At 55.7% G+C, this 23869-nt stretch carries 25 protein-coding genes; 14 read left to right on the top strand and 11 right to left on the bottom strand.

Translation table 11 applies throughout. The annotated features are described in order from the left end of the window. Positions 1 to 35: 35 nt before the first annotated feature. From psb29 to JTM80_RS01305, 4 genes are all read right to left on the bottom strand, one after another. Positions 36 to 764, bottom strand: a complete 729-nt coding sequence (gene psb29 / locus JTM80_RS01320; protein WP_205370419.1) for a photosystem II biogenesis protein Psp29 — start codon at positions 762 to 764, stop codon at positions 36 to 38. 122 nt (positions 765 to 886) lie between these two features. After that, the gene (locus JTM80_RS01315) at positions 887 to 1249 is read right to left on the bottom strand and encodes an STAS domain-containing protein (protein WP_172353804.1); all 363 of its coding nucleotides are present in this window, start codon (positions 1247 to 1249) and stop codon (positions 887 to 889) included. 399 nt (positions 1250 to 1648) lie between these two features. After that, positions 1649 to 3052: an IctB family putative bicarbonate transporter gene (locus JTM80_RS01310; RefSeq protein ID WP_172353803.1), complete on the bottom strand. Its 1404-nt coding sequence runs from the start codon at positions 3050 to 3052 to the stop codon at positions 1649 to 1651. Between the two features lie 477 nt (positions 3053 to 3529). Then, positions 3530 to 3766, bottom strand: coding sequence for a DUF3134 domain-containing protein (locus JTM80_RS01305; RefSeq protein ID WP_068509204.1), 237 nt, complete (start codon positions 3764 to 3766; stop codon positions 3530 to 3532). A 161-nt stretch (positions 3767 to 3927) separates the two neighbouring features. Between JTM80_RS01305 and JTM80_RS01300 the strand changes: the two genes are divergently transcribed. From JTM80_RS01300 to JTM80_RS01290, 3 genes are all read left to right on the top strand, one after another. Then, complete coding sequence (locus tag JTM80_RS01300) at positions 3928 to 4515, top strand: PAP/fibrillin family protein (protein WP_205370418.1); 588 nt, start codon at positions 3928 to 3930, stop codon at positions 4513 to 4515. 30 nt (positions 4516 to 4545) lie between these two features. After that, on the top strand, positions 4546 to 5373 hold the full coding sequence (locus JTM80_RS01295) for a PD-(D/E)XK nuclease family protein (RefSeq protein WP_205370417.1): 828 nt from the start codon (positions 4546 to 4548) through the stop codon (positions 5371 to 5373). Positions 5374 to 5602: 229 nt separating this feature from the next. Further along, the gene (locus tag JTM80_RS01290; RefSeq protein WP_172353800.1) at positions 5603 to 5977 is read left to right on the top strand and encodes a rhodanese-like domain-containing protein; all 375 of its coding nucleotides are present in this window, start codon (positions 5603 to 5605) and stop codon (positions 5975 to 5977) included. Here JTM80_RS01290 and JTM80_RS01285 read toward each other — a convergent pair. Both JTM80_RS01285 and JTM80_RS01280 read right to left on the bottom strand, forming a co-directional pair. Continuing rightward, entirely contained in the window at positions 5958 to 8399 is a 2442-nt protein-coding gene (locus tag JTM80_RS01285; RefSeq protein ID WP_172353799.1) for a GH116 family glycosyl hydrolase, read from the bottom strand. The genes JTM80_RS01290 and JTM80_RS01285 overlap by 20 nt on opposite strands. Continuing rightward, positions 8396 to 8566 carry a hypothetical protein gene (locus tag JTM80_RS01280; RefSeq protein WP_172353798.1) on the bottom strand — a complete coding sequence of 57 codons (171 nt, stop codon included), beginning with the start codon at positions 8564 to 8566 and terminating at the stop codon, positions 8396 to 8398. Before JTM80_RS01280 ends, JTM80_RS01285 begins: the two co-directional genes overlap by 4 nt. Here JTM80_RS01280 and JTM80_RS01275 point away from each other — a divergent pair. Further along, entirely contained in the window at positions 8565 to 9437 is an 873-nt protein-coding gene (locus tag JTM80_RS01275) for a lipid kinase (RefSeq protein ID WP_172353797.1), read from the top strand. The genes JTM80_RS01280 and JTM80_RS01275 overlap by 2 nt on opposite strands. Positions 9438 to 9649: 212 nt before the next feature. Beyond that, a complete protein-coding gene (locus tag JTM80_RS01270; protein ID WP_172353796.1) occupies positions 9650 to 10339 on the top strand; it encodes a Uma2 family endonuclease in 690 nt (229 codons plus the stop codon). Between the two features lie 1789 nt (positions 10340 to 12128). On the opposite strand, the gene JTM80_RS01265 is transcribed toward JTM80_RS01270, so the two are convergent. Next, positions 12129 to 13189, bottom strand: a protein-coding gene (locus JTM80_RS01265; protein WP_172353248.1) for an ISKra4 family transposase whose coding sequence is annotated in 2 segments (ribosomal slippage) — positions 12129 to 13033 and positions 13033 to 13189 — 1062 coding nt in all. Because the reading frame shifts where the segments join, the coding sequence is not laid out codon by codon here. 89 nt (positions 13190 to 13278) lie between these two features. Between JTM80_RS01265 and JTM80_RS01260 the strand changes: the two genes are divergently transcribed. Beyond that, on the top strand, positions 13279 to 14097 hold the full coding sequence (locus JTM80_RS01260; RefSeq protein WP_172353794.1) for an HNH endonuclease: 819 nt from the start codon (positions 13279 to 13281) through the stop codon (positions 14095 to 14097). Here JTM80_RS01260 and JTM80_RS01255 read toward each other — a convergent pair. After that, the gene (locus tag JTM80_RS01255; RefSeq protein WP_058882655.1) at positions 14094 to 14324 is read right to left on the bottom strand and encodes a helix-turn-helix transcriptional regulator; all 231 of its coding nucleotides are present in this window, start codon (positions 14322 to 14324) and stop codon (positions 14094 to 14096) included. The two genes, JTM80_RS01260 and JTM80_RS01255, sit on opposite strands and share 4 nt — an antisense overlap. A 91-nt stretch (positions 14325 to 14415) precedes the next feature. Here JTM80_RS01255 and JTM80_RS01250 point away from each other — a divergent pair, with 91 nt between their 5' ends. The 3 genes from JTM80_RS01250 to dndE all read left to right on the top strand — a co-directional run bounded on the left by JTM80_RS01250 (position 14416) and on the right by dndE (position 15500). After that, complete coding sequence (locus JTM80_RS01250; protein WP_205370416.1) at positions 14416 to 14676, top strand: hypothetical protein; 261 nt, start codon at positions 14416 to 14418, stop codon at positions 14674 to 14676. Between the two features lie 85 nt (positions 14677 to 14761). Then, positions 14762 to 15046, top strand: a complete 285-nt coding sequence (locus JTM80_RS01245) for a hypothetical protein (RefSeq protein WP_205370415.1) — start codon at positions 14762 to 14764, stop codon at positions 15044 to 15046. A 55-nt stretch (positions 15047 to 15101) separates the two neighbouring features. Next, positions 15102 to 15500: a DNA sulfur modification protein DndE gene (dndE, locus tag JTM80_RS01240; RefSeq protein WP_205371224.1), complete on the top strand. Its 399-nt coding sequence runs from the start codon at positions 15102 to 15104 to the stop codon at positions 15498 to 15500. 153 nt (positions 15501 to 15653) lie between these two features. On the opposite strand, the gene JTM80_RS01235 is transcribed toward dndE, so the two are convergent. Beyond that, on the bottom strand, positions 15654 to 16298 hold the full coding sequence (locus JTM80_RS01235) for a transposase (RefSeq protein ID WP_172354256.1): 645 nt from the start codon (positions 16296 to 16298) through the stop codon (positions 15654 to 15656). Positions 16299 to 16484: 186 nt separating this feature from the next. On the opposite strand from JTM80_RS01235, the gene JTM80_RS01230 reads away from it, so the two are divergent. After that, a complete protein-coding gene (locus tag JTM80_RS01230) occupies positions 16485 to 17288 on the top strand; it encodes an MBL fold metallo-hydrolase (protein ID WP_205370414.1) in 804 nt (267 codons plus the stop codon). A 120-nt stretch (positions 17289 to 17408) separates the two neighbouring features. Beyond that, positions 17409 to 17645 carry a 50S ribosomal protein L28 gene (gene rpmB / locus JTM80_RS01225; protein ID WP_068508289.1) on the top strand — a complete coding sequence of 79 codons (237 nt, stop codon included), beginning with the start codon at positions 17409 to 17411 and terminating at the stop codon, positions 17643 to 17645. A gap of 318 nt (positions 17646 to 17963) precedes the next feature. Here rpmB and JTM80_RS01220 read toward each other — a convergent pair whose 3' ends face one another. Further along, a complete protein-coding gene (locus JTM80_RS01220) occupies positions 17964 to 18512 on the bottom strand; it encodes a response regulator (RefSeq protein WP_172353793.1) in 549 nt (182 codons plus the stop codon). 414 nt (positions 18513 to 18926) lie between these two features. Here JTM80_RS01220 and lipA point away from each other — a divergent pair, with 414 nt between their 5' ends. After that, a complete protein-coding gene (gene lipA, locus JTM80_RS01215; RefSeq protein ID WP_172353792.1) occupies positions 18927 to 19883 on the top strand; it encodes a lipoyl synthase in 957 nt (318 codons plus the stop codon). 30 nt (positions 19884 to 19913) lie between these two features. Here lipA and JTM80_RS01210 read toward each other — a convergent pair whose 3' ends face one another. Next, positions 19914 to 20666 (bottom strand): PspA/IM30 family protein, encoded by a 753-nt coding sequence (locus JTM80_RS01210; RefSeq protein ID WP_205370413.1) that lies wholly within the window; start codon positions 20664 to 20666, stop codon positions 19914 to 19916. Between the two features lie 266 nt (positions 20667 to 20932). On the opposite strand from JTM80_RS01210, the gene JTM80_RS01205 reads away from it, so the two are divergent. Together JTM80_RS01205 and htpG are read left to right on the top strand one after the other, a co-directional pair. Beyond that, entirely contained in the window at positions 20933 to 21676 is a 744-nt protein-coding gene (locus tag JTM80_RS01205; RefSeq protein WP_205370412.1) for an MOSC domain-containing protein, read from the top strand. 183 nt (positions 21677 to 21859) lie between these two features. Further along, on the top strand, positions 21860 to 23830 hold the full coding sequence (gene htpG / locus JTM80_RS01200; RefSeq protein WP_205370410.1) for a molecular chaperone HtpG: 1971 nt from the start codon (positions 21860 to 21862) through the stop codon (positions 23828 to 23830). Positions 23831 to 23869 lie beyond the last annotated feature (39 nt).

The following is a 23869-nucleotide window of genomic DNA, read 5'->3' as shown; positions in this document are numbered from 1 at the left end:
CCGCCTTTCCAAAAATTTTACGACAACCCTCGGACTCAGCTAGGCTCAGACGGAGAACTGGGTGGAGTGGCGATCGCCCCATCTTCCACCTTTCCCTCTTTCGCCTTAGCGCGTTCCTCTTTTTTCTTGCGGTCTGCCTTCAGGATGTCCTCCAATACAGCCCGCGCTTGGGTCATCTTGTCCAAGTTGCTGCGATAGAGTTCTAGGTCTTTCTGCATTTTGTCGGCAGATAGGTTCAGCGCATCTCCGAGGGACTGGAGCGCTGCCGCTCGGCGAGCCTCGTCCTTCATCATGTCGCTGTCCATGTGCTCCAGCAGGGTATACAGCCCAATGGCAAACAGGCGGCTGTACTTAAAGTTTGGATTGCTCGCCACGCCGCGCAGCACGCCGACCAACCCATCCGTCGGTTCCGTTGATTCTCGCACCTTGGACACCACATCCTCTGGTGAGAGATGCGCCGCCTCTGCCAACAATCGTTCTGCATCCTGCCGATAGGCTTGGGGATCGCCGCCAACCGCCTGACACAGAGCGTTAAAAATCGACTCCTGATCTTTTTCAGGACGATACCCCTGCATAAAGCGATCGTAGGTCGTCACCACGCCCAAGGCATATACCGGATCATAGCGAAAGTTAGCGTTGACCAGGAGCAAATGCGTTTCTACCATCAACTCCTCCACTACGCGCCGATAGATCGAGTTAATCGGGCGCGTGTGGAGGCTGTAGAAGGCACGCTTAGTATCTGAAACAGTGCGAACGTCGCTCACGGGAAGTCTTAAATTATTGTGATCCCATTATCCCACATCACGGAGGAATGGGGCGCGATGGGACATGAGGCGGCGGAATTCTTGGGGCGATCGCCCAGTTCCTGGCCGCGTTTCCCGGCTCATCAGCCCGTGGCCACACTCCGGGGCACGCCTTCTAGCGCCTCTTCCTCGGTCTCAAAAATTTCAAATACTGAATCCATCATTGTCACCTCAAACACCAGCTTGGCTTCGGGGTGGACATTGCAAATGCGGAAGCTGCCCTTTACTTTGTCGGCATCGCGCATCCCAGCCACCAACGACGTGAGGCCAGAACTGTCGATAAAGTTCACCTGCGACAAATTCACGACAATGTGGGGGCTGAGTCGGGAAATCGACTCTTGCAGCTTCAGGCGAAACTGCCAGGCCGTTGTGATATCCAAGCGTCCGGTGGGCATCAGGACGATGACCGTTTTCCCGTCTGGAGTGGTGTGTGTCCGCTGCTCCATAGTGTTGCTTCAGTCTCCCCTTTGTCCGAAAGGTTTGTAAAAGTTTCTACCAGTGTTCCCAAGAAGCGCCCCCCGCCAAACAATCTACGAGAAAACTCGACTCGGCCAGGAAACGCCACCAGGTTAACAATAGCCGACAGCGGATTTAGGTTTCAGCAGAGTTTATTGCGCTGGAGCGGGAGGCTGGGTTGATTTTGGATTTTCGACCTTGGATTACTAAGGAGATAACCCAGATTAAAAAACAGATCCTGAACCCTGCGCCGCCCGCTGCGCGGGCAGCGCAGGGTCTTTGGGTTTTATGTTTATTAATGTCCACCTAGCTTAGTCAAGCATCTGCGAAGCTTGCAGCAATTCCTTAAATCCCTCCCTTGCCTACCCTGACATTTCCCCCTTACTCCATTACTCCGTTATTTCGGTTGCTTGATAGCTATCTATTGGCTTCCAGCCCCAAGCGGGTACGTAGTAACTTGCAACGATCGCCAGCATGAGCCACCAGAGCGTGCTGACCTGGGGGCGATACCATACTGTGTCTACGAGTCCGTGGAAGAGCATTCCGACCACGGTGGCGATCGCCCCCATTAGCCAGAATCCATCCGGGTTTGCGGCGGCGCGGAGGCGCTGGAGTTGCGTCCAGGCTTGGTGAAACGTGACCAACAGGAGCCAGAGAAACACGGTTAACCCAATGACTCCCGTTTCCACCAAAATTTCCAGCAGGATAGAGTAGGCGCTGAGCGCCGAAAAGCCCGCCCGCTGATAGCGTGGATAGACCTGGTTAAAGGCATCGTTGCCGGGGCCAATGCCCAAAATGGGGCGATCGCGAATCATGTCTTGCACCGCAGCCCACACATTGAGCCGGAAATTGTTGCTGCTGTCTTGCCGCCCCATGAACATACTCAGGACGCGATCGCGCAGTGGGGCAACCGCCGCCACAGCCAGCACGACGAACGCCGCCGACACTCCCAACACCAACGGGATAGCCCAGCGTCGCCAAAACTGCGGCAAATAGCGGCTAAACCAGTGCGCCAGCAGCAGCACCAGCGCAAACCCTGCCATCACAAAGCCAATCCAGCCGCCCCGGCTAAAGGTCAGCACTAGGCAGGCAGCATTCAGTCCCGTCATCAGCAGCGCCAGCACCTTGGGGAGCCAGCGCCGCCACGCAAACACCGCCGCCGCGCTCAGCATTACCGCTGGCAAAATGTAGGCCGCCAGCAGGTTGGGGTTGCCCAAGTAGCTATAGACGCGGGTCGTTTTTGCCAGGGTGGACCCCGCATCCACCCAGGTGGCCAGGGCAGGAGCGCCAAAGAACCACTGTCGGATACCCTCGACGCTCACTGCCAGCGCCGTGAGCAAATACACTGCGATGACTCCAGCCCGAATGCGGGGCGATCGCAGCACTCGCGCCAGCAGCGCAAACAGCAGCATATACAGCGTCAGCTTGATCAGCCCTGAAATGGCCGCTGTCCGCACGGGCGAAAGCGCCGTCGCCGCCACCGACACCAGCCAATACAGCAGCACCAGCAGATGAATCGGCGTTAAACCCAGTCCTTTATCATCCGACAGCGTGAGCAGCAGCCAGTAGCCGCCACAGGCAATCAGCAGCACGCCAATCAGCGCCGTAGACACAAACGGAGCCAACCCAAACACAATCGCCGCCAGCACTGCCCCGATTGGGTCTGCCCACTGCATGAGCCAGCTTCCTCTACGCCAGCCCCGCAGCGCCCCGACCCAACTGTGCAGCAGGCTAGAGCGAATCCAAGTCGGCAGGGGCGTGGTCGTCAGCGTGAGTTGGTTCCAAACGTTCATGGGAAGTGGGGGCGGAGTTATTTAAGGAACGGACGATTCTGCAAACTCTACAGCATTTCTTGCAGGGCGAGATCGCGCTGTCCTGCAAAGACGAAAGTTTCCCAGCTTTCTGCGAACCTCAACAGTTTCAAAAGCTTCAAAAATGCTGCATCAGGTCTATGGTGCCACCTGAGGAAAAGTTTTGATCGCAAGAAATTTTTCTCGCTTGGGCCCACCAAAACGAGCGCACAAGCTGAATCCTGCACGCTCGACAAGCTGTAAGATACTGAGCCGCTAGTTCATTGCAGAACGAGACAAGCTGCGACGAGTCTGGTTAATGCTAGGGCCGACCCTGCTAGGGCCGACCCTCGGGCTGGCGCAAAACGCCGTCCTAGTGCTGCGTCAACGTTATAAATCAGGGTTTGTAGTGAGCGCTCTAGCGCTAAAGCGCCGACTACGAACTAAGGATCAACCCTAAAATCAGGCTTTGACAAAGCACTAGTCGTCCAGATCTAGCACGTCGTCGTCATCATCATCCAGGTCGTAGCTGTTGTCTTCGCCCGCCATCAGCTCGTTAATTTCTTCTTCGTCGTCTGAGAAGTCGAAGTCGCCGCTTTCGCGAGCCAGCAGCCGCCCTGTTCCTTCCAGCCAGTCCAAAATAGACGCATCGCGCTGGAGGGGAATCACTTCGGCCGGTTGGTTGCGGGGAATTTCACGCAGAGCAGGGTTACGCATTGTCCTTTTCAAATCTCTATATACTCTTTAGTGTAATCCGTCACGGATGAGACGGATGGAACTTGGCTAAAACGATGAGTTTTGGATAGCTTAGGCGATCGCCCTCGTCCCTTTCTCCATCAGCCTTTCAGCATCAAAGCGTTTACTCAGCAGGCGCACCCATGACCCTCGGCAAAGCGAAACTCTTGCAGGCGATCGCTGGAAAAAATCGGGGCTTGTTGGCCTCCGAAGCCGACAACCTGGCGATCCTGGCGGCAGTGGCTCGACTGGAAGAATTTAACCCCACGCCGCGACCGCTCGAAGCCGCAGAAAAGCTCGACGGCAACTGGCGCTTGCTTTACACTACCAGCACTGAACTGTTGGGCATTGGGCGCTTCCCCGTCCTAACGCTGGGGCAAATTTATCAGTGCATCCGCGTCAAGACGCAGCAGGTGTTTAACATTGCCGAAGTCACCAGTCTGCCGCTGCTGGAGGGCTTGGTCAGTGTTGCGGCGCGGTTTGAGCCTGTGAGCGATCGCCGCGTGGATGTGGGCTTTGAGCGGGGCATCTTTGGGCTACAGCGGCTAATCGGCTATCGCAACCCCAGCCAGTTCATTCAGGACATCCAGAGCGGCAAACGCTTCGCCGCCGCCGATTTTCGGATAGACCCCGGCAATCGCAAAGGCTGGTTGGACATTACCTACCTAGACGACGACCTGCGGATTGGGCGGGGCAACGAGGGCAGTGTGTTTGTGCTGACCCGAGTTTAGAGGTTTGTCAGGTTAGCGGGTCGCCAGGGATTGGAGGGAGGCACTATGGGGCGATCGCCCGTCATGCGGATTTCTCAGGGACAGCTTAACCTGCTTGATCTGTGTCCACGCCAGTTTCAGCACGTCTATCTCGATCAGCTTGCCGCGCCACCCAACCCCGACCAGCAGGAAAACCTCGACTGGGGTAGCCAGTTTCACCTGCTGATGCAGCAGCGAGAGTTGGGGCTGCCCATCGCCGCGCTGACTCCGGCCGATCCGGACTTGCAGCGGTGCGTGTGGGAATTTGTGGAAGCTGCGCCAGACGTGTTTGCGCCCAATTCCGACCAGCAGCGTCAGAGCGAACACCGCCGCAGCCTGCTGTTTCAGGGCTATCTGCTGACGGTGGTGTATGACCTGCTAGTGCAGCAGCCGGACAAGGCTGAAATCCTAGACTGGAAGACCTACGGCAAACCCAAGCAGCCGCAATGGCTGGCACAACACTGGCAAACGCGGCTCTATCCCTTTGTGCTGGCGGAAACGAGCGACTATGAGCCAGAGCAAATCACGATGACCTACTGGTTTGTGCGGGCAACGCCACCGGGCGCATCGACCCCACAGCCGCAGCGGTTGGCGTTTCCCTATAGTCAGGCGGCCCATGAGCAAACTCGTCAAGACCTGAGCGAACGACTGCAACGCCTGTCCCTCTGGCTAGAGCGCTACGACCAAGGCGAGCCATTCCCCCGCCAGCAGGATTTGCGAAACGACTGCGCCCTCTGTGGGCCGGGCATCCGCTGTTGGGGCGATTCCCAATCCACCGCCAGCCCGTCGCTGCCGCTGCCAGACCTAAGCGCGATCGCCGAAATCCCCCTGGATTCGTGAGTAGGCGTGCCACGCTGCGGATCGTTCGTCAAGGTTCGGATACAAAAGTTTGTAAATCCTGGGCAATGTTGCTACAGTGCAGGTATAGAAGGGGTCGGGGGTTAGGAATTAGGGTTTTGGGGGGAATCCGCATGACAGCGGGTTTGTCGCCTGACTCCGGTTCCTCTTGGTTCTTCCTGATGACTGCCTTTCTGTTCCTCCTGCTCACCTCACACACCTGCACTGCGCCATGCGACTTTTTGGACTGATTCCCACACCGCCGCCGCTCCGTCCGAAGTCCAACGTGTATGACCTAAAGGCCCGACTGGACTGGGGCGAACCCGCGCTGACGATTATCGACGTGCGCGATCGCCCAGAGTTCAACGCTGCCCATATCGAGGGCGCAGTCTCGATGCCAACGGCTGAGCTAGTGGACACGGCGCTGATTTATCTGGAGTTGGAGCGCGATCTCTACGTCTATGGCTATACAGACGAGGAAACGGCGATCGCCGCTGCCCAACTCCGCACCGCTGGGTTCCTCAACGTGTCGGAACTGCGCGGCGGGATGCCAGCATGGAAGGCGGTTGGTTTTCCGGTAGAAACCGCTAGGGCGATCGCAGCGTAGCAAAATCTGTCATTACGCCGTAGATTCCCCAAATCGCCATTGCCCGCAGATAGTGGCTGGCGCGAAACGTGCCCACTGCCGTAATCGCCTCTGGCGTGCGAAACTGCAAGCCGTTGCTGTAGATCTGACACACCACGGCTTCCGCCAGCCGCAGGGCTTCATCTGGCAACCCCATCTGCCACAGAAACGCCGCCAGCCCAAAGTTGATGCCCGTCCACACCTCTAGCGGGTGCGTATCCTTCGGGTTCGCGGGCGATCCATCCGGCCGCAACCCGTTGGCCGCGCCAAACTGACCACCGTGAAACTGGAGGAAGCACGCTTCATACACCGTCTTCAGCGCCGACCGGGCACAGTCCTCCGGCACTACATCCGGCAGCCCCAGCAGCCGCGCATAAAACTGCCCACACAACTGATCTGCCATTACCACGTCCGAACCGCTGCCGCTGTCGAGCCGATAGTATTGCCCGTTCCACAGCGTCGGGTGGAAGATGGCGCGAGATTGGGTGAGCCATTCTTGCCATCGGGTTTCGGGGGAATCTGTGGGAGGGGGGGCGTTTGGGTTGGAGTGCTGACCTCTGGACTTTGCAAGGGCGATCGCCCCTTCCAGCGCCGCAATCCACAGCCCGCCGCAGTAGGCGCTGATGCCCTGCAAGCGCCAATCGTCGAAGGTCTGGTCGGGTGCGCCGGAGTTTTCGGGAATGCCGTCGTGGTCTAGGTCGAAGGTTTTCAGGTAGGCGAGGGTGGACACGACGGCGGGCCAGCAGTCTTCAAGAAACTGCGTATCGGTGCTGCCCGTCAGCACAAAATCTCGATAAACTTGGAGGACAAAATCGGCTCCCAGGTCTTTCCAGAGGTTGCAATCCTGATAGCTGGTGTAGTTGGTCTTTTCCCAGGGGTGTTCGTTGGGTGCGCCAAGGTCGTGGGGCGTGGCTCCGGCCAGCTTGCGGGGAACCAGCGGACTTTCCGTTCCCTGAGTGGCGTAGTAGCCGATTTTGCGAAGCGTGGGGTCTGCGGCCGGAATAGCGCGGGCAAAGGCTCGCAGCACGGCCTTATCCAGTTCTGGAAACAGCATCAGCAGCGCAAAGGAGCCGTATAGCCGCACGTCCAGGCTCTCGTACCAGCGGTAGTCCAGGCATTCCACCACGGCAAACTGACCGACCGGATCGCGCTCCGTCGCCGCACTCCACAGCGTTGCCCCGTCCGTCAGGGCGTAGAGTTCGTTAAACAGGGCCATCTTGAACCAGTCGGGCAGGTCGCCCCGGTCGAGAATCGGCTGCTGCCACTGCTGAATCTGCGCTTGCCAGGTGCGATACTGCGCCAGCGCAGTGCGGGCGATCGCCCAGGCGTTTTGCCCTGTTGCGCCAAAAAAGTCGGTGTAGCGTCGCAGGTAAGTTACGCCTTCGGCAAACTCCGTCACTGGAAAATCCCACGCCAGCGCCATCGGCATCTCCCGCGTTTCGCCCGGAGCCAGGGTAACCCGGAGGGCGATCGCCGCCGCAATTCTTTCTCCTGCTATGGCGGGGGTTTCGTCGCACACATTGGGCAGCGAGCCATCTTTTGAAAAAGTCGCCCACAGGTCGCCGCCGTCACCCGTCGGATTCCAACGGGTGTGATAGAAGACTTCCGTCTGGGAGGTCTGGTCAGCAATATCACTCCGCAACAGCGCGATCGCCCACTGCCCATCCCCCTCGGCGGGTGGTGCTTCCAGCCTTCGCCCCAGCACGCAGCCTGCGGCATCTCCCTCGATGCGCCACTGGTTAAAGTTCCCCTCGCTTTCGCCAATGCGGGGCTGATATTCGTAAACCGGGCTGCCATCATCCCGCACCTTCACATCCGGCGACTTCAGCGTGTTGGTAAACCAGCCCGTCATGTTTTCCCAACTCAGCATCAGGCTCAGCGTGATCGGCGCATCTGTTGGGTTGTGCGCCGTCCACACAAACACCGCCACCGGATAGCTCGGTTCCTGGTAGTTGTGGGCCCAGATTGGCGAAAACTGTTCGCAGACCAAATTTGCCTGAAGCCCGCCATCGTAGGCAAACCAACTGCGCGGATATAGCGCGTGATACGTGCCAGGATTTTCGGGCAGCGGCGCGACGAACGGAGGGCATAGCCCGCGCTCATCTGCTTCCTTTACGAGCGCATAGGCCCGGGTGCCCTGGGCCGACTGCTCGAACACGCTGAACTGGCAGGCGGGCATGGATTGAAACCAGTGTTCGCCGCCGTCGATATGCCACAGGTTAAAGTCGCCTCGGTGCGATCGCCCAATGCAACCCGCCCCAAAGCCCCCCAACGGCATCCCGTGCCACGGGCCGTCGTCTAGGTTGCTGGCATAGCGGACGGTGTAGGGCTTGTCCCAGCCTTGCCCAATGGGGCGCGTCCAGGCAGCAGCAGGGATGTTGGGGGAACCGGGGAAATTTTTCATTTCCCGATTCTACACCTGCGGTCGGGACGATCGGGGTCAGGGCGATCGGGGGCAGGGCGATCGGGGTCAGGGCGATCGCCCTGATTCTGCAAGTCCCTGCACCTTTGGGCGATCGCTCCGACTTCGCTATCCTGCAAGCAGCATCGCGCATCTTCCAGTCCTACCATGAGCAAACGTGCCCTCATCTTTGTGAATCGCAATGCCCGCAGCGGGAAGAAGCGCCTGGCTCAAGCGGTTGACATCTTGGATGAACTAGAGTTTGAGTTGGTGCTGGTGCCCTCCAAACGATCGGGCGAACTCGCAGATCTGATCCGCAAGCACCGAGATGAGCTGGACTTGGTGATTATCGGCGGCGGCGATGGCACCCTTAATCGAGTGGTTGATGTGTTAGTGGAGACTCAGTTGCCGCTGGGAATTTTGCCCCTGGGTACGGCCAATGACCTGGCGCGTACCCTTGGACTACCGCAAAGTATCCCAGATGCCTGTCGCGCGATCGCCCAGGGCAAGCGTCGCTCTATCGATCTGGGTTGGGTCAATGGCAAGTATTTCTTCAATGTGGCCAGCCTTGGCCTCAGCGTCAAAATTACCCGTCGCCTCTCCCAGGGCATGAAGCAGCGCTGGGGCCTATTGGCCTATGCCATTTCCGCTGTTCAAGCCCTCACCCAACTGCACCCCTTCCGAGCCGAGATCCGGGTAGATGGGGAGACAATCGCCGTCAAAACGCTCCAAATCGCAGTCGGCAATGGTCGCTACTATGGCGGAGGGATGGCGATCGCTGAGGATGCGGCGATCGATGATCAGCGGCTCGACCTCTACAGCCTAGAGGTGAAGCACCTGTGGCAGTTCATTCCCCTGCTCTGGAAGATGCGCCGGGGCCAGCAGGCCAGCCTTCCCTGGGTGCGCGGTCTGCATGGTCAGGAAATTGAAATTTACACCCGCGAACCCCACGCGATTAACACCGATGGCGAGATCACCACGGCAACCCCCGCCACCTTTCGTGTCATCCCCCAAGCACTCACCGTTCTGGTGGCAGATTAGGGCCTGCTTCAAGCGTGAGAGGCAGATTAACTGACAAATCCCTTCTGATTGCGATCAAGCCTTTGCAAGAGTAGTGCCCAGATTCGCAATGAATTCACCACCAGCATCCTAATCTCCCTGCCGCAGCCCCAACGAGTTTGAGTACACTGAGATCATCGCAGTCAAAGGGTAGACTGGCGGGTCAGAGTCGCCCTGCAAAGGAGCCTTAGCCAATGGTGAATACCTTACCCGCACCGCAAAATCTGGTCACCGATGCGTGGGTCAAAGCGAGTTGGGAGACCTTTCTGGCACTGGGCGATCGCCCTGAACTAGAACAAGCCCGGTTCTACTACGACACTGACTCGATGAGGATTGAGACGATGCCGATTGGATCTGGGCATAGCCAGGATAATACGATTCTTGCCCAAACGGTCAGTCTCTACGGCACGGTCAAAAATATTCGCCTCAAAGGCTTTACCAACGGCAGTTTTCGCAAACCAGGCGTGCGCGAGTGTCAGCCTGACCTGGCATATTACATTGGTGCCGCGTTCCGCATTCCACCCAAGTCTTCTCAGCCCATTGATGTAAACGAGTTTGGTGCGCCGCAGTTGGTCATCGAAGTTGCCTCTACAATCCTCAGCGATGACCTTGGACGCAAGCGCCTGCTCTACGAGCGGTTGGGGGTGCAGGAATACTGGGTGGTGGATGTGGAGCAGGGTGAGGTGATTGCCTTTGCGGTGGCGGATGGGGGCAGTCGGCAAATCCGCGAGTCGGAGGTGCTGCCAGGACTGGCGATCGCCCTTGTGGAAGAAGCCCTCAAGCGCAGCCAGACGCAGGAAGACGGTGAGATTAGCCGCTGGTTGCTCCAGATGTTTCATAGCCAACCGCAAAATGCAGGACAAGAGCGTGAAGGACAAGACTGATGGCTGACGTACAAGAGGGGCGGATGGGGTGGGGGCAACTAAACTACACCCGGAGGCAAGGTTAACCATGACGACACCACCCACGACCCCAATCAGCGGCTTGAGTCTGCCCTGTTGCCGGGGCTAGACTTGACGGTGGCAGAGATTCTGCGGGCAGGCAACTCAACGTGAAGCAAGTCTGGTCAAGTATCGCCCGTTTCTTTGTGGATAATATTGTGTAAACTCCCTACCTAACCTGGGAACCCTAAAATCAACCGATTTTCTGACTCACCAGTATGGCGCTCGCTAGAATTCAAATCGCAGCAGATAAGGACGAGTTCGTTAGATCACTTCACGCCAAAGAAGGAGATGAAGGCGTGTTCCTCACCTACGGGGATATCTTATCTTTCGCAGCCGCGCTAGGATTTCATTACAAAAAACGAGTTCCCTTTGAGAGCTAATTTGTAAAGGAGCCTGAAAGCCTTGTTAATCAAGGATTTCCGAGAAACCGCTTTTCCTGGGCAAACATGACCTCAAAGCCACACATGCCAAGAGTTTCAGGCTTCTTAAGATTTGCTTCATAAATTAGCTCTGAAAAAGCATCTCGGAAAGATCCTGATCCTGTCCTTCAGGAGCAGATTAGAGATAAATCGATAATCGGACTACTTGCTTTTGCCGAAACCCAAAACGCTCGAATCTTATCTCAGGATGAAGAAAGTGATCAACAAAAAGCTAGAATTTTTTAGGAATATGCAAATGGTGGACTTGAGATTCTTCAAGAGCAACTTCGTGGCAGTTTAAGTTACGGAGAGCAGATACTCTTATTTTTAGAATCCTTGAGAGAAACCAAAGATTCAAATTTTGAAGAATTTGATTTAACAAAGTTTTTATAGAAACGAGAATTATAAATTTATTGGGATCTAAATAGTCCTTTGAAGATTGAAGCACTTGACTATTATGCTAAGAAGTTTCAGCGATTGAGGGTCGATCGCGCTCATGGAGTTGCACCACACAAACCCATTTTGCTCCTGTCAGTGATCGAGCACATCCAGCGTAGAATTATTACAAAAAATCAGATCTACTTAGAGTCTAAACTAATTCAAACATTTCTAAAGTATTGGAGCTATCTAGGATCACTGAATCATCGCCCAGATATTTCTCGACCATTCTTTCACATGAGAAGTGGTAAGTTCTGGCATTTTTGGGCAAACTCTAGTTATGAACACCTCATTTCATCAGGTGTGAAGCTTAAGACCTTTGCCGAAGTGAACCGCGCAATCAGGTATGCCTATCTTGACGAGGATCTATTTGAATTTTTATGTCAACCAGATATCAGAGGTAGCCTAACCGCAGTTTTGATCTCTCGATGGTTTCCAGGTCAGTACGCACTGATTGAAGAGATTTCACAAACAGACCGATTCAGAGAACCTCCTGCTTACCTTCCCGAAGACTTTTCAGAGTTCTACAGACCTCAATGAGTAAGCCATTCAGCGATTACGTCCAAAAAATTGCCAAGCTCCGGAGAGATAAGGATGCTCCACACAAGCCAATCCTATTAATCGCTGTACTTGAGTTGATTGATCGTGGACAAATTCAGCACAATCAGATCTATTGGCAGAAGTGTTGAACGCAATGTTAGCAGGGCAAGTTCATAGCTGAATCCAGTACAAAAGATCTATAATTCTGCCTGTAATGACCTACTTATTGCTTCCATTCTCAATAATCCGCCTCTTGAGAGTGCTTTTTGTAAAGTTTTACCATCAAGATTCAACACTTCTGATCTATTGGGTGCATCCCAGTCTTACAAGACTCAGGATGAGAATTGACCATTGAGATAAGCGCAGCGATGGCGAAGGACTTGTGGAACGTTGTCTTCCTTCCACTGAGCGCCTGAAATTTTCACCCGCCTACCAATTTGCTTGATAGTCGACTCCACGGCACCCGAGCCAATTGAAATCCCCTCAGCTTGGTAGTAGCTGTAGTTAACGATACGGAGCCGATGCTTAGCCAGATAGCCGATAAACTGGTCTACCCGCTCATGGGACCAGTCGTCGAATAGCCTAACCGCCCCATCCACATCCCCTTGCCACAAGCAGGCTTCGACGGCATCAAGACGCTGTTGAGACCCACCCACGTTACCCAAATTCTCCATCAGGTGGTACCAGTCCAAGATCTCAAGGCGCTCGCTGCGATGCCCGATCTGTGAAAACAGGTTCCAGATGCCGTCGTGACCATCCCCAAGACAAACGAGGGGATGCGCTAAGGGCTGCTGGTTGAGCCAGTTGACCAAGCTGTCGTTGTCTTTGTAGAAGGCGCTAATGCTGCACTGATGCAGGTTTACCCCCTTGTAATCGCGCCACTGGCAGGGCTGCCCCTGAGGAGTCCGCAGACGGACTTTGCCCCCGTCTAAGCTCATTTCCTTAACCCCGCTGTCCACCGCTGGTGGCTCTAGGTCTTGACGATGCACCAGCCGTTGCTGGGTACTCCCTGACACGCACACCCCGGTGAGCACAGCGATATCGTCGGCAGCTCGCGCATAGGCTTCGTTGGCACTCAGCAGCAAGCAGCACGTCTCAACCTGAGGACTCCACTGGGTGCGGGCCTTGACCTTAAGCCGCTGGCTCTGGCGCTGACTCAGACTTAAGCGTCCGACGATACTCTGGATGTGCCGCTTTCGCCCAGAGCTTGTGCCGCTGCTTGTGCAGATAAAAAATTTCCGATCTCAGGCCCCACATACTCCAGTAGGTGGTCACGAACGGCGACTTCGATCCCGGCCAATGTTTTGACTTGTTCAGGGTCTGTCTCGTCGTAAAGCAACTCCGCTAACGCCAGTGCATGGGCTTTGATTTGGGCTTCCTTGGTGGCATCCATCGCTTCAACTATCCTTAGAGCAACTGCTCTGAGCCTACGGCGTCTGCCCTTAATCTGCACTAAGCACTTCTACTCATTGCATAACTGGGATGCACCCGATCTATTTGTCTCCAGAGTTGGTAGCAGCATTTCTTAAATATTGGGGAAGCTTGGTAAAGAATCCCAAATATCACTCCGATATTTCTCTCCCTTTCTTTCATCTAAAGGGAGACGAATTCTGGCGTCTAATGGCGAATCCTGGATTTGAAGCAACTATTGCTAGAAAGGTAAAAATTAAAGGTTTGACTGCTCTGAGAGATGTTGTCAAATATGCTTATTTAGACGAAGAATTATTTGAATATCTTCAGGAACCAGCCAATCGGCTAAGATTGAGTGAGGTATTGATTCAGACTTACTTTCCAAATGAGGCTCAGCAGTTTGAGGGCATTCAAGAAAAGGACGAGTTAGAAGATATTCAGCTTCGACTCCTTGAAAAGGGCGGTGAGATTTATGATGTTTCAGAATTAAAAGATCAAGATAGAGTTTTTGTTAGGGATGCTGCTTTTCGGCGAATTGTGGTTCGTCTTTATCAACATCAATGTGCCTTATGTCGATTGAAAATCGTCGGCTCTAACAATCAGACGATTGTAGATGGGGCGCACATCAAACCGTTTGCCGAGTTTCGAGATGACAGGTTTGATAATGGTCTATCGCTTTGCAAAAACCACCATTGGGCCTTCGATCGCGGCTGGTTTAGCATTGATGATAATTATCGGGTGATTGTTTGCTCAGACCGATTTGAAGAAGAATCACCCCCAGGATTGCGATCGCTCAAAGACTTCCATCAAGAGCTAATCTTACTTCCGGAGCAACATCAGCCCAGAGTCGAAGCGCTTCAATGGCATCGCTCCTTTTGGAAAGTCTCCTAATCGACCTCATCCATCAAATACAGCTTCGCAAACGCTTTTGCTGCTTCTGGATTGAGTGTTTTCAGTGCCCGCACAATTTCAATTACGGTTTCTGCGGTTGGATCGCGCTTCTCATTGACCCATCGGTAAATGTTGTTGCGCTCCACATTCATTTCAACCGACAGGCTGTATTGGCTAATGTTGTAAGTTTCTAGCACCTGCTTGAGTGCTTGTCCAGCTTTTCCCATGCGCCCATACTGTCAGAGAACAGTAACGCATCAAACAACCTAATGGTTGACTGTCATCCAAAAGGTCGTTTATGATTGCTGAAACGTCCTAATGGTTGACATTATGAGCTTTATCGACAGCAATGCTTCCAACCCTCCCCATCAGCCGCCTGGAGGATCGACCGACCACTTAGCCGACGACGAATCTGTCAGAATCACTCTCACAGGCTCCCGCCGCGCCGTCAAACGCGCCATCAACGACCTGCACCGACTCAAATATGTGCGGGGGAGCGAGTGGAGCCGCCTAATTGCGCTTCAAAACTCTAAAGAAGTGATTACGGTGGCTATTCGCCGGTTTTTGGGTCAAGGATAATGCCGACACCTTTCGGCTCGCGCTCTTCGACGCAGCCGGAGACCCCCTGCCCAAGCATCGCCTCTCCGCCGGAGAAAAGCAGCTTTTGGCGATCGCCCTCCTTTGGGGACTGGCCCGGGCCAGCCGTCGCCCCTTGCTCGTCGCCATCGATACACCCCTCGGTCGCCTCGATGCGGCGCACCGCCAAAACCTCGTCGAGCGCTACTTTCCCCAGGCCAGCCACCAGGTCATCCTGCTTTCCACCGACACCGAAATTCGCCAGGAAGAAGCCACCGCCCTTCGCCAGCAAGGGGCGATCGCCCGCGAATACTTGCTGCACTACGATCCTGCCACCCAGCAGACCACAGTACAATCAAAATACTTCTGGTAGGCGAGGGAATTGGCAAATGGTGTACAATGCTTCACTCCCTTACCGCTTCACCCCAATGGAACCGCCCATCGATCGCATCAAACTCTCCCAAACCGCCAAAGACCAACTCATCAAGCTGAAGCGCATCACCAAGATCGACCAGTGGAACACGCTCTGTCGGTGGGCACTGTGCCGATCGCTGGCCGAACCGTCGCCCCCCTCCCCTGTGCCCATCCCTGCCGATAGCAATGTGGAAATGTCATGGCAGACCTTCGGCGGCGACATGGCTAACCTGTTGCTGCTCGCGCTCAAGCAGCGCTGCCACACCGATGGCCTGCCCACCGATCAGGAAACCCTCGCTACTCAGTTGCGCCTGCACCTGCACCGGGGCATTGGCTACCTCGCTGGTGACCCCACCCTCAAGGCGATTGATCCCTTGATTGAGAAAGCCGTTGCAGCAGTGCCTCAGGCGTAAAGACCTGGATTCTATCGGTAGGAAAGTCCTGAGGGTTGCGCGTTACGATCGCACTCAGTTGATGGGCGATCGCCGCCTCATACTGCACCGCATCTTCAAGATCGCTCATAGGCGAAGCGAGCGCTTGAGAAATCACTAGACCTCCTGCATGAATCAGGAAGCGTGTGCCAGTTCGTAGTTGAGCAACCCTGCAATCAAGTTCAAGCGCAAGCCAAAGCGTCGTCTCCGGCTGCGATAGCGCCCTGAGAAGATGCGAAAGATCTTGAAGCGACGAATCACATGCTCTACTTTCACCCGCAGTCTCGCTAATGCCCGATTGTGTTGCTTCTCGTCCTCGGCTAACGGTTGGTTGCGCGGCTTTTGGGTGGGCGTACAAGCTCCAGCATGACGCTTGGCAAACCCTTGATACCCGCGGTCAGCTAAACATAACTGCGACGATACCCAGGGCAGGCGACTTCGTTTGAGCAGCTTGAAGTCATGCGTCTTGCCTTTGTCGATTGCAGTCGCAATCACCTGCCCGTTCTCAAAATCCACCAACAGTTGCGCCTTCAGGGTATGGCTCTTCTGCTTGCCACTGTAGTCACGTTTCTGTTTTTTTTGACGTTCAATTTCAACTTCACCTGCGTCTACGATAAACACTTTCCATTCCCATCCAGGCTGGTACCACTGCCGTTGGCTGGGCAAGCGAAACTTGCCGCACTTGATCAAGATGTCTTCCACTTTCCTGATGATGCGGTTGACACCGCAGAATCGCTTAAACTCTCCAGCAGACAGGCTTTGCAAGGCTTGATAAGGCATGGCATTTCCTCCTTGGATTTAGTTCTGCCATGCGCCTACCCATCTTTGCAAGCTTTTATCCCTAACTGGCACATTCCCTCCCATTCATGCAGGAGGTCTAAGGTAAAGCCTTACCGCTCCGGCAAGGGAGCGATAAGATCAAGATGTCGAAATGTTAAGCATCTGGATTCTATAGGGACAGTTGCCATGTATCTCACCTGGCTAGACAATAACTCTTGGCTCATCGACCTAGACGAGGTGCGGATTTTGCTCGATCCGTGGCTGGTGGGGCCGCTGACGGTGGGCAACCAGGAGTGGCTATTGAAGGTGACGCATCGCACGCCGCCCGCCATCCCCGATAGGGTGGATCTGATCCTGCTGTCGCAGGGGCTAGAGGATCATGCCCATGTGGAGACGCTGAAGGCGCTGGACAAGGCGATTCCGGTGGTGTGTTCGCCAAATGCGGTCAGCCTTGTGACGGGGCTGGGCTATGGCTCGGTGACGGCGCTGGCGCACGACGAAACGTATACCCACGAAACGTATACCCACAAGGGCGTTTCGATTCAAGCGTTTCCGGGGTCACCCATTGGCCCGTTTTTGACGGAAAATGCCTATGTGCTGACGGGGCAAACCGAGGGGACACGGCTCTACTACGAGCCACACGGCTTTCATGCGCCCGCGCTGGCAGACCTCGCGCCAGTAGATGTCGCGATCGCCCCGCTGATGACGGTGAAACTGCCGCTGGTGGGCGCGATTATCCAAGGTCAGGAGAGCGCGGTGGATTTGGCGCGATCGCTCTGTCTGCGATACCTGCTGCCGACGGGGGCGGGCCAGGCGGTGGACTATGCTGGGCTGCTGCCGTCGCTGCTGAAGGGGGAGGGTGGCCCGGCGGAGTGTCGAGCGCTGTTGGCGCAGGCGGGCTTGGCGACGGAAGTGCTGGAACCCAAACCGGGCGATTGCCTTTCGATTGCCCCAGCCTCCTCTCCGGAAACTCCCTCCGTGGCGGCGTAGGATTGCTGTTCGCGCTGTTCTCAAGAGACAGAGTTTTTTTGACCCCTGCTACCTCCTCAATGGCTTCAGAAACACTGTATAATGATTGCTTATGCCAATTAATGACTTGAGAAAACCGCTATGAGCCGCACTTGTGAACTCACGGGCAAGAAGGCCAACAATGGCTACGCCGTTTCCCACTCGCACCGCCGCACGAAAAAGCTGCAACAGGTGAACCTGCAAGAAAAGCGAGTTTGGTGGCCGCAGGGCAAGCGGTTTGTGACGCTGCGCCTGTCTACCAAGGCGATCAAGACCCTCGAAAAGAAGGGGATTGACGCAATGGCTAAAGCTGCGGGCATTGACCTGAACAAGATGTAATGAAGCTGATGAGCATGAAACTGTGAGAATGAAGCGGTCAGCTTGAAACGCTGGGCGGCTTCCTAGCAGTTTTAGAGCCTCACGCCCCTTCGTGACTTCAGGGTTTCAATCAAAGTTTCAAAATTAAACCCAGGCGTGAGATACTGCTCTTGCGCCTGAATTTGTGTTGTCAGGGCGATCGCACGACACCTTGTTGAGCGACCGGCTGTTGGGGACTGGCTGTTGGGCGACTGGCTGTTGGGCGATTAGCCGTGGGCAATTGGCTTGTGGGGCGATTCAGTGCGGCCACAATGCACCACCCCACAAGGCTTCGAGCCGTTACTTCAGCTTTTGCTTGATAAACGTAAGCAGTTGGGCCATCTGCTTTTTGAGCGTGTCGATTTCGGCCTGCATTTTGTCAATCTTCTGGTTCAGCGCGGCTACCTCTGCGCTGCTGGAGGCGGTGCTTGCTGGGGCTGCCGCAGCCGCGCCTACGCCCACAGGCTGGGGCCATTTCTTGAACTTGGCCATGGCGGATTTGATCGCTTCGACCAGATCCTTTTGCTCGAAGGGCTTTTCAATGAACTCGAAATACTCGAACGGTTCCGGAAGTTTTTCCGTCACCTCTTCGCGGCGGCCCGACATCAGCACCAGTGGCGCACGCAGTTCGGGTTTTGCCTGAATTTCCTGAAACACCTCCCAGCCGCTCATGCGGGGCAGCAAGAAGTCCAGCATGATCAGGTTGGGATGCTCTTGGTGAATCAGGTTGATGCCCTCCACCCCATCTTTGGCTTCCAACACCTCAAAATTTCCCTTGGGCAGCATGTCGCGCACCATGTTGCGGATGACTCGGCTGTCGTCGATAACCAGGATTTTGTGACTTGCCACGGTGGACTCCTGCGGTAGTGACTGGAAGGTAGTAGCGAGCGGGAAAAGCAGCGAATCTAGAATTCTAAATAAAGCGGGGAGCAGGCGGAGACTAGGAAGAGCAGCGTATTAAAGCAAAGAAAAGCAGCGTATTAAAAACGCGCTTGCTTCAGAATAACGGATACAGCTTTTTGGGACTGACTTTTTGATACTAATACTCAATACTATTCAATGGTAATACGATTCAGTTTAGCGGCTCATGCTTGAAATCGCGCGATCCCCCGTCAAGATTCGCCCGAAACCGTCATCCTCCCTGCGCTTTGCTCCGAAACTGTGTTTCCTCAACTCAATTCGCGTCTGCGGCGAGTTCTTCTAGAAATCCCTCTAGAATCAAGGGAAGGGCGATCGCCCCCTCTTCTTCGTTATTGTGCCCCCATGAGCCAACCTGTCGAACAGTTGCCTCTAGAATTTACGCAGGAATTTTCTCTGCCACAGCCCGAAAGGGTGCCCCCTGCGGCCATCCCTCGACCCAGCCTGCCCGACTGGCTGCGGCGACCGATTGGCAACGCCCGCGACCTGTCCACAGTTCAGCAAATCATCAAAAAGCGGCAGATCCACACGATTTGCGAAGAGGGGCGCTGTCCTAACCGGGGCGAGTGCTATGGCCAGAAGACCGCGACGTTTTTGCTGATGGGGCCGACCTGCACGCGCAGTTGTGCCTTTTGCCAGGTGGATAAGGGGCACGCCCCGATGCCGCTCGATCCAGAAGAGCCGCAAAAAGTGGCGGAAGCGGTGCAGCTTTTGGGCTTGCGCTACGTGGTGCTGACTGCGGTAGCACGGGACGACCTGCCCGACGGCGGCGCGGGCAGGTTTGCCGAGACGATGGCGGCAATTCGGCTGCGAAACCCCGATACCCAGATCGAAGTGCTGACTCCAGATTTTTGGGGTGGCCCTGGGGGCGAAGCCGCCCAGATCGAGCGCATCCAGACCGTGGTGAATGCCCAACCTGCCTGCTACAACCACAATGTGGAAACGGTGCGGCGGCTGCAAGGGCCCGTGCGGCGAGGCGCAAAGTATGAGCGATCGCTCTTTGTGTTGCAGCAGGTCAAGGTCTTGAACCCCCAGATTCCCACCAAGTCGGGGCTGATGCTGGGGCATGGCGAAACCGAGGCAGAGGTGCTGGAAACCCTGCGGGATCTACGTGCTGTGGGCTGCGATCGCCTCACGCTGGGTCAATATATGCAGCCGTCGCTCGACCATCTGCCCGTGCAGCGGTATTGGACTCCCGAAGCGTTTGAGCAGCTAGGGGCGATCGCCCGCGAGATGGGCTTTAGCCATGTGCGGTCGGGCCCGCTGGTGCGGAGTTCGTACCACGCAGGCGAAGAGGCATAGCGGCTGATGCAACCACAAAGCGGCGCTCGGCTAGCTCTCTTCAAGCTGCGATCGCAGGCGGGCCAAGTCATCGGCTTCGGGTAGTGATCTGGCAGACTCACCAGACGCTAGCTCATGGGCGGGCTTCCCGATTAGTTCTGCCTTCATCGCAGCCAGTTCACTGTCGATGTCGCCGCCGCTTTCGATCTGGGCAAAGCGTTCTTCGAGCTTGTCGGCATTCAGTTCGGCGATCGCCTCCGACCGCGCTTCCAGATCCAGCACCTTTTGCTCCATTCGCTCGAAGGCAGCCAGTGCGCCCTCAGGGTTATACTTGCCAATCATTTCGTTCAGCCGCTCAGAAGCCTTGGCAGAGCGGGCGCGGGCGATATAGAGATCTTTCTTCGTCTTTGCCTCCGCCAGCTTGCTTTCCAGCATGATCATGTTTTTCTTCATCTGGGCGACGATGCCAGCCTGCTGCTCGATTTGCCCCTTCAGCGCCTCTGCGGTGTCTTGATAGGTCTTGCGCCGGGTGAGCGCCTCCCGTGCCAAGACTTCTTCGCCCTTTTGCAGCGCCAGTTGCGCCCGCTGATACCACTCGCGGGATTGGGCCTCTGCCTGGGCCTGCTGCCGCTCGGTGCGCTTTTGGGTGGCGATCGCCTGGGCCACCGCCTGCCTCAGCCGGATCAGGTCTTCCTGCATATCAATGACGGTCTGTTCCAGAATTTTCTCTGGATCTTCGGCCTGGCTGATCAGGCTGTTCAGGTTGGCTCGAATCACGCGCCAGATTCGGTCAAGCAGTCCCATGATGGCTCCGGTTTTTGCACGGCGAGTTGTCTTACATCGTAACGTAGTCGGCGTTTGGGGGGCAGGCAAGCAAGCTATAGAAAATTGCTCTGGCAGCCTCTTCACAAAGACGTTAGGACTGACGCAGTTGGACAATTTCTCGCGGGCTGCGCCCGCGAGAAATTGTCCAAAATTCAAAGAGCCAATCGCAATTGCGTAAGTCCTGGACGTAAAATCTTGAAATTCCCAGAGTCCTCGATTTTGCCCTCTCTTTTTGGCGTTCGACTTTGCAGATTCTCCACCTGTTTACCAAAACTGCGTCTGGCAAACCGCCCACGTCGTGCGATCGCCTCTGGTTGCAGCGGGGGCTGGGCATTGAGGGCGATGCCCATGCGCGGGCGGGCAGTCCCCGACAGGTGTTGCTGGCCAGCGCTCCGGTGCTGATGGAACACGGGCTGCGGCCGGGCGACTTGCGAGAAAACATCCTGCTGGACGGCGTGGTGGAAGCATTGGTATCGGGTCAGGTGTTGCAGCTTGGCGAGGCGGCGCAGGTGCGGATCATGGGCGACTGCGAACCCTGCGCCTATCTGAACACACTCCAGCCGGGGCTGGCAAAGCGGATTAACGGACGGCGGGGAATGCTGGCGATAGTGATTCGGGATGGGGCGGTGCAGGTGGGCGATCGCACAACCACTCTCCCCCAGACCTTTCCCGCCGTGCCCAACGACACGCGGGGCAAACTGCACGAGTTTGTAGCGCGAATTCCGCCGGGGCGCGTGGTGCGGACGACGGAATTGCTGGTGGCGCTGGGGCTAACGGCCAGCCACTATCGCGCCATTCCCGTGATGTTGAAAAAGGCAGATGCAGGGCTGCCCGTGCATCGCGTCGTGGGTGCAGGCGGACGACTGCTGACTCAGCACTTGCCCGACCAAGCGGAACGGCTGGCAGCCGAGCAAGTGGAAATTGAACAGGGCGAAGTGCGGGCAGAATTCTGCTGGGAGCCGCAGCAGTTTCACGCGCTGGAGGTGTGATGGGAACCGGATGGGGCTGCAAATTCGCGCTGGTAGGGAAATCCGAACTCGCGCAACCGAAACCCCGGCCGACTAAAATTAGAAGGCGATCGCAGGATTGATCACCTGCTCGAAGGATTGCACCGAAATTCATCCTTCTGCTGCCTCCATTCCATTAACCTTTCCCCCTCTCTTCCAAGACCTATGACGACGATTCTGGAACAGGGCAATATTTCCATTCATACCGAGAATATTTTCCCGATTATCAAGAAGTGGCTCTATTCCGACCACGAAATCTTCTTGCGGGAGCTGATATCCAACGCCGTAGACGCGATCCAAAAGCTGCGAATGGTGTCGCACTCCGGCGAATATTCCGGCGATTTGGGCGATCCGCTAATTGAAATCAAAATCGACAAGGACGCAAAAACGCTGTCGGTGTCCGACAACGGCATCGGCATGACCGCCGACGAAGTAAAAAAGTACATCAATCAGGTGGCGTTTTCTAGCGCCGAAGAGTTTGTCGAAAAGTACAAAGCCAGCGGCGATCAGCAGATTATTGGCCACTTTGGGCTGGGTTTTTATTCGTCCTTTATGGTGGCGAAGCATGTCCGCATCGATACGCTGTCCTACAAAGATGGCGCTCAGCCCGTCCGGTGGGATTGTGACGGGTCTACGGAGTTTCAGTTGTCCGAGTCCGATCGCACGACGCGGGGCACCACAATTACGCTGACGTTGCAGGACGAAGAAGAGGAATACCTGGAAACCGCCCGCATTCAGCAGTTGGTGCGGAAGTATTGCGACTTTATGCCCGTGCCGATCTACCTAGACGGCGAGCAAATCAACCGCCAGAAAGCACCCTGGAAAGAATCGCCCAGTTCGCTGACCAAGGATGACTACCTGGAGTTTTATCGCTATCTCTATCCGTTCCAGGAAGACCCGCTGCTGTGGGTGCATTTGAATACCGATTATCCCTTTGTCGTAAACGGCATTCTCTACTTTCCCAAGCTGCGCCCCGATGTGGACGTGACCAAGGGGCAGATCAAGCTGTTCTGCAATCAGGTCTTCGTCAGCGACAACTGCGAAGAGGTGATTCCCCGATTCCTGATGCCGCTGCGGGGCGTGATTGATAGCTCCGACATTCCGCTGAACGTGTCGCGCAGCTTCTTGCAGAACGATCGCACAGTGCGCCGCATTGCGGACTATATTGCGAAAAAGGTGGGCGATCGCCTCAAGGAACTCTACCGCGACGACCGCGAAGCCTACATCCGCAGTTGGCAAGACCTGGGCACCTTTGTCAAATTCGGCTCGATGAACGACGACAAGTTCAAAAAGCAGGTCGAAGATATCCTGATTTTCCGCACGACTTATCAGGAGCCACCCGCCGAGAAACCGGCTGTAGAAGTGCAGACTGCCGAGGGCGACGTGTGGGAGTCGGGTGCTGCCGCTCCATCCAACACGGTCGATGGCAAAACCTACACCACGCTCAAGGATTATCTAGAGCGGGTGAAAGAGCGCCACGAAAACCGCGTCTTCTATTGCAACGATGAGTCGGGTCAGGCGACCTATGTGGAGTTGCACAAGAGCCAGGGGCTAGAGGTGCTGTTCCTAGATTCCTTCATCGATTCGCACTTTGTCAGCTTCTTGGAGCGAGAATATCCCGAAGTGCGCTTCTCGCGGGTGGATTCGGAACTTGACGATACGCTGATTGATAAAGACCAGGCAAACGACATCATTGACCCGACCACCAACAAGACCCGCAGCGAACAGATTAAAGAACTGTTTGAAAAGGCGCTGAACAAGCCCAAGCTGACGATTCGCACTGAAGCGCTCAAATCCGACAATGCCGAAGCCGCGCCGCCCGCGATGGTGCTGCTGCCCGAAAGCCTGCGCCGCCTCCAGGAAATGACCGCGCTGCTACAACAGCAGGAAATGGCGTTCCCAGAGGAACACATTCTGCTAGTCAACACGGCCCATCCGCTGGTGCAAAACTTGCTGTCCCGCAGCCAGGGCACGATTCTCCAGCCCGATGGTTCGGCCGCCTCAGACGATCTCTCAACGCTGCTCTGCCAGCACATCTACGACCTAGCGCTGATGAGCCAGAAGGGGTTTGATGCAGAGGGCATGAAGGCCTTCGTAGAGCGCTCGAACCAGGTGCTAACCCGCCTGACTCGTTAGGCATTGGGTGCTGGAATGGCAGATGCACAAGCAAAAAAG

Origin of the sequence: Thermoleptolyngbya sp. PKUAC-SCTB121, assembly GCF_016919485.1 — a bacterium.
Lineage (GTDB): Bacteria > Cyanobacteriota > Cyanobacteriia > Elainellales > Elainellaceae > Thermoleptolyngbya > Thermoleptolyngbya sichuanensis.
The sequence above is the reverse complement of the archived record's forward strand: the minus strand, read 5'-3'. Positions and strand labels throughout refer to the sequence as shown.

Bases quoted from the DNA above. Each gene is read 5' to 3' on its own strand.
- JTM80_RS01255 (WP_058882655.1), bottom strand. From the start codon at position 14,324: ATGGGAAAAGCTGGACAAGCACTCAAGCAGGTGCTAGAAACTTACAAC.
- JTM80_RS01260 (WP_172353794.1), top strand. From the start codon at position 13,279: ATGCACCCGATCTATTTGTCTCCAGAGTTGGTAGCAGCATTTCTTAAA.
- JTM80_RS01285 (WP_172353799.1), bottom strand. From the start codon at position 8,399: ATGAAAAATTTCCCCGGTTCCCCCAACATCCCTGCTGCTGCCTGGACG.
- JTM80_RS01230 (WP_205370414.1), top strand. From the start codon at position 16,485: ATGTATCTCACCTGGCTAGACAATAACTCTTGGCTCATCGACCTAGAC.
- JTM80_RS01315 (WP_172353804.1), bottom strand. From the start codon at position 1,249: ATGGAGCAGCGGACACACACCACTCCAGACGGGAAAACGGTCATCGTC.
- JTM80_RS01305 (WP_068509204.1), bottom strand. From the start codon at position 3,766: ATGCGTAACCCTGCTCTGCGTGAAATTCCCCGCAACCAACCGGCCGAA.
- JTM80_RS01235 (WP_172354256.1), bottom strand. From the start codon at position 16,298: ATGCCTTATCAAGCCTTGCAAAGCCTGTCTGCTGGAGAGTTTAAGCGA.
- JTM80_RS01275 (WP_172353797.1), top strand. From the start codon at position 8,565: ATGAGCAAACGTGCCCTCATCTTTGTGAATCGCAATGCCCGCAGCGGG.
- JTM80_RS01300 (WP_205370418.1), top strand. From the start codon at position 3,928: ATGACCCTCGGCAAAGCGAAACTCTTGCAGGCGATCGCTGGAAAAAAT.
- JTM80_RS01250 (WP_205370416.1), top strand. From the start codon at position 14,416: ATGGTTGACATTATGAGCTTTATCGACAGCAATGCTTCCAACCCTCCC.
- lipA (WP_172353792.1), top strand. From the start codon at position 18,927: ATGAGCCAACCTGTCGAACAGTTGCCTCTAGAATTTACGCAGGAATTT.
- JTM80_RS01310 (WP_172353803.1), bottom strand. From the start codon at position 3,052: ATGAACGTTTGGAACCAACTCACGCTGACGACCACGCCCCTGCCGACT.
- JTM80_RS01280 (WP_172353798.1), bottom strand. From the start codon at position 8,566: ATGGTAGGACTGGAAGATGCGCGATGCTGCTTGCAGGATAGCGAAGTC.
- htpG (WP_205370410.1), top strand. From the start codon at position 21,860: ATGACGACGATTCTGGAACAGGGCAATATTTCCATTCATACCGAGAAT.
- JTM80_RS01270 (WP_172353796.1), top strand. From the start codon at position 9,650: ATGGTGAATACCTTACCCGCACCGCAAAATCTGGTCACCGATGCGTGG.
- dndE (WP_205371224.1), top strand. From the start codon at position 15,102: ATGGAACCGCCCATCGATCGCATCAAACTCTCCCAAACCGCCAAAGAC.
- JTM80_RS01290 (WP_172353800.1), top strand. From the start codon at position 5,603: ATGCGACTTTTTGGACTGATTCCCACACCGCCGCCGCTCCGTCCGAAG.
- rpmB (WP_068508289.1), top strand. From the start codon at position 17,409: ATGAGCCGCACTTGTGAACTCACGGGCAAGAAGGCCAACAATGGCTAC.
- JTM80_RS01210 (WP_205370413.1), bottom strand. From the start codon at position 20,666: ATGGGACTGCTTGACCGAATCTGGCGCGTGATTCGAGCCAACCTGAAC.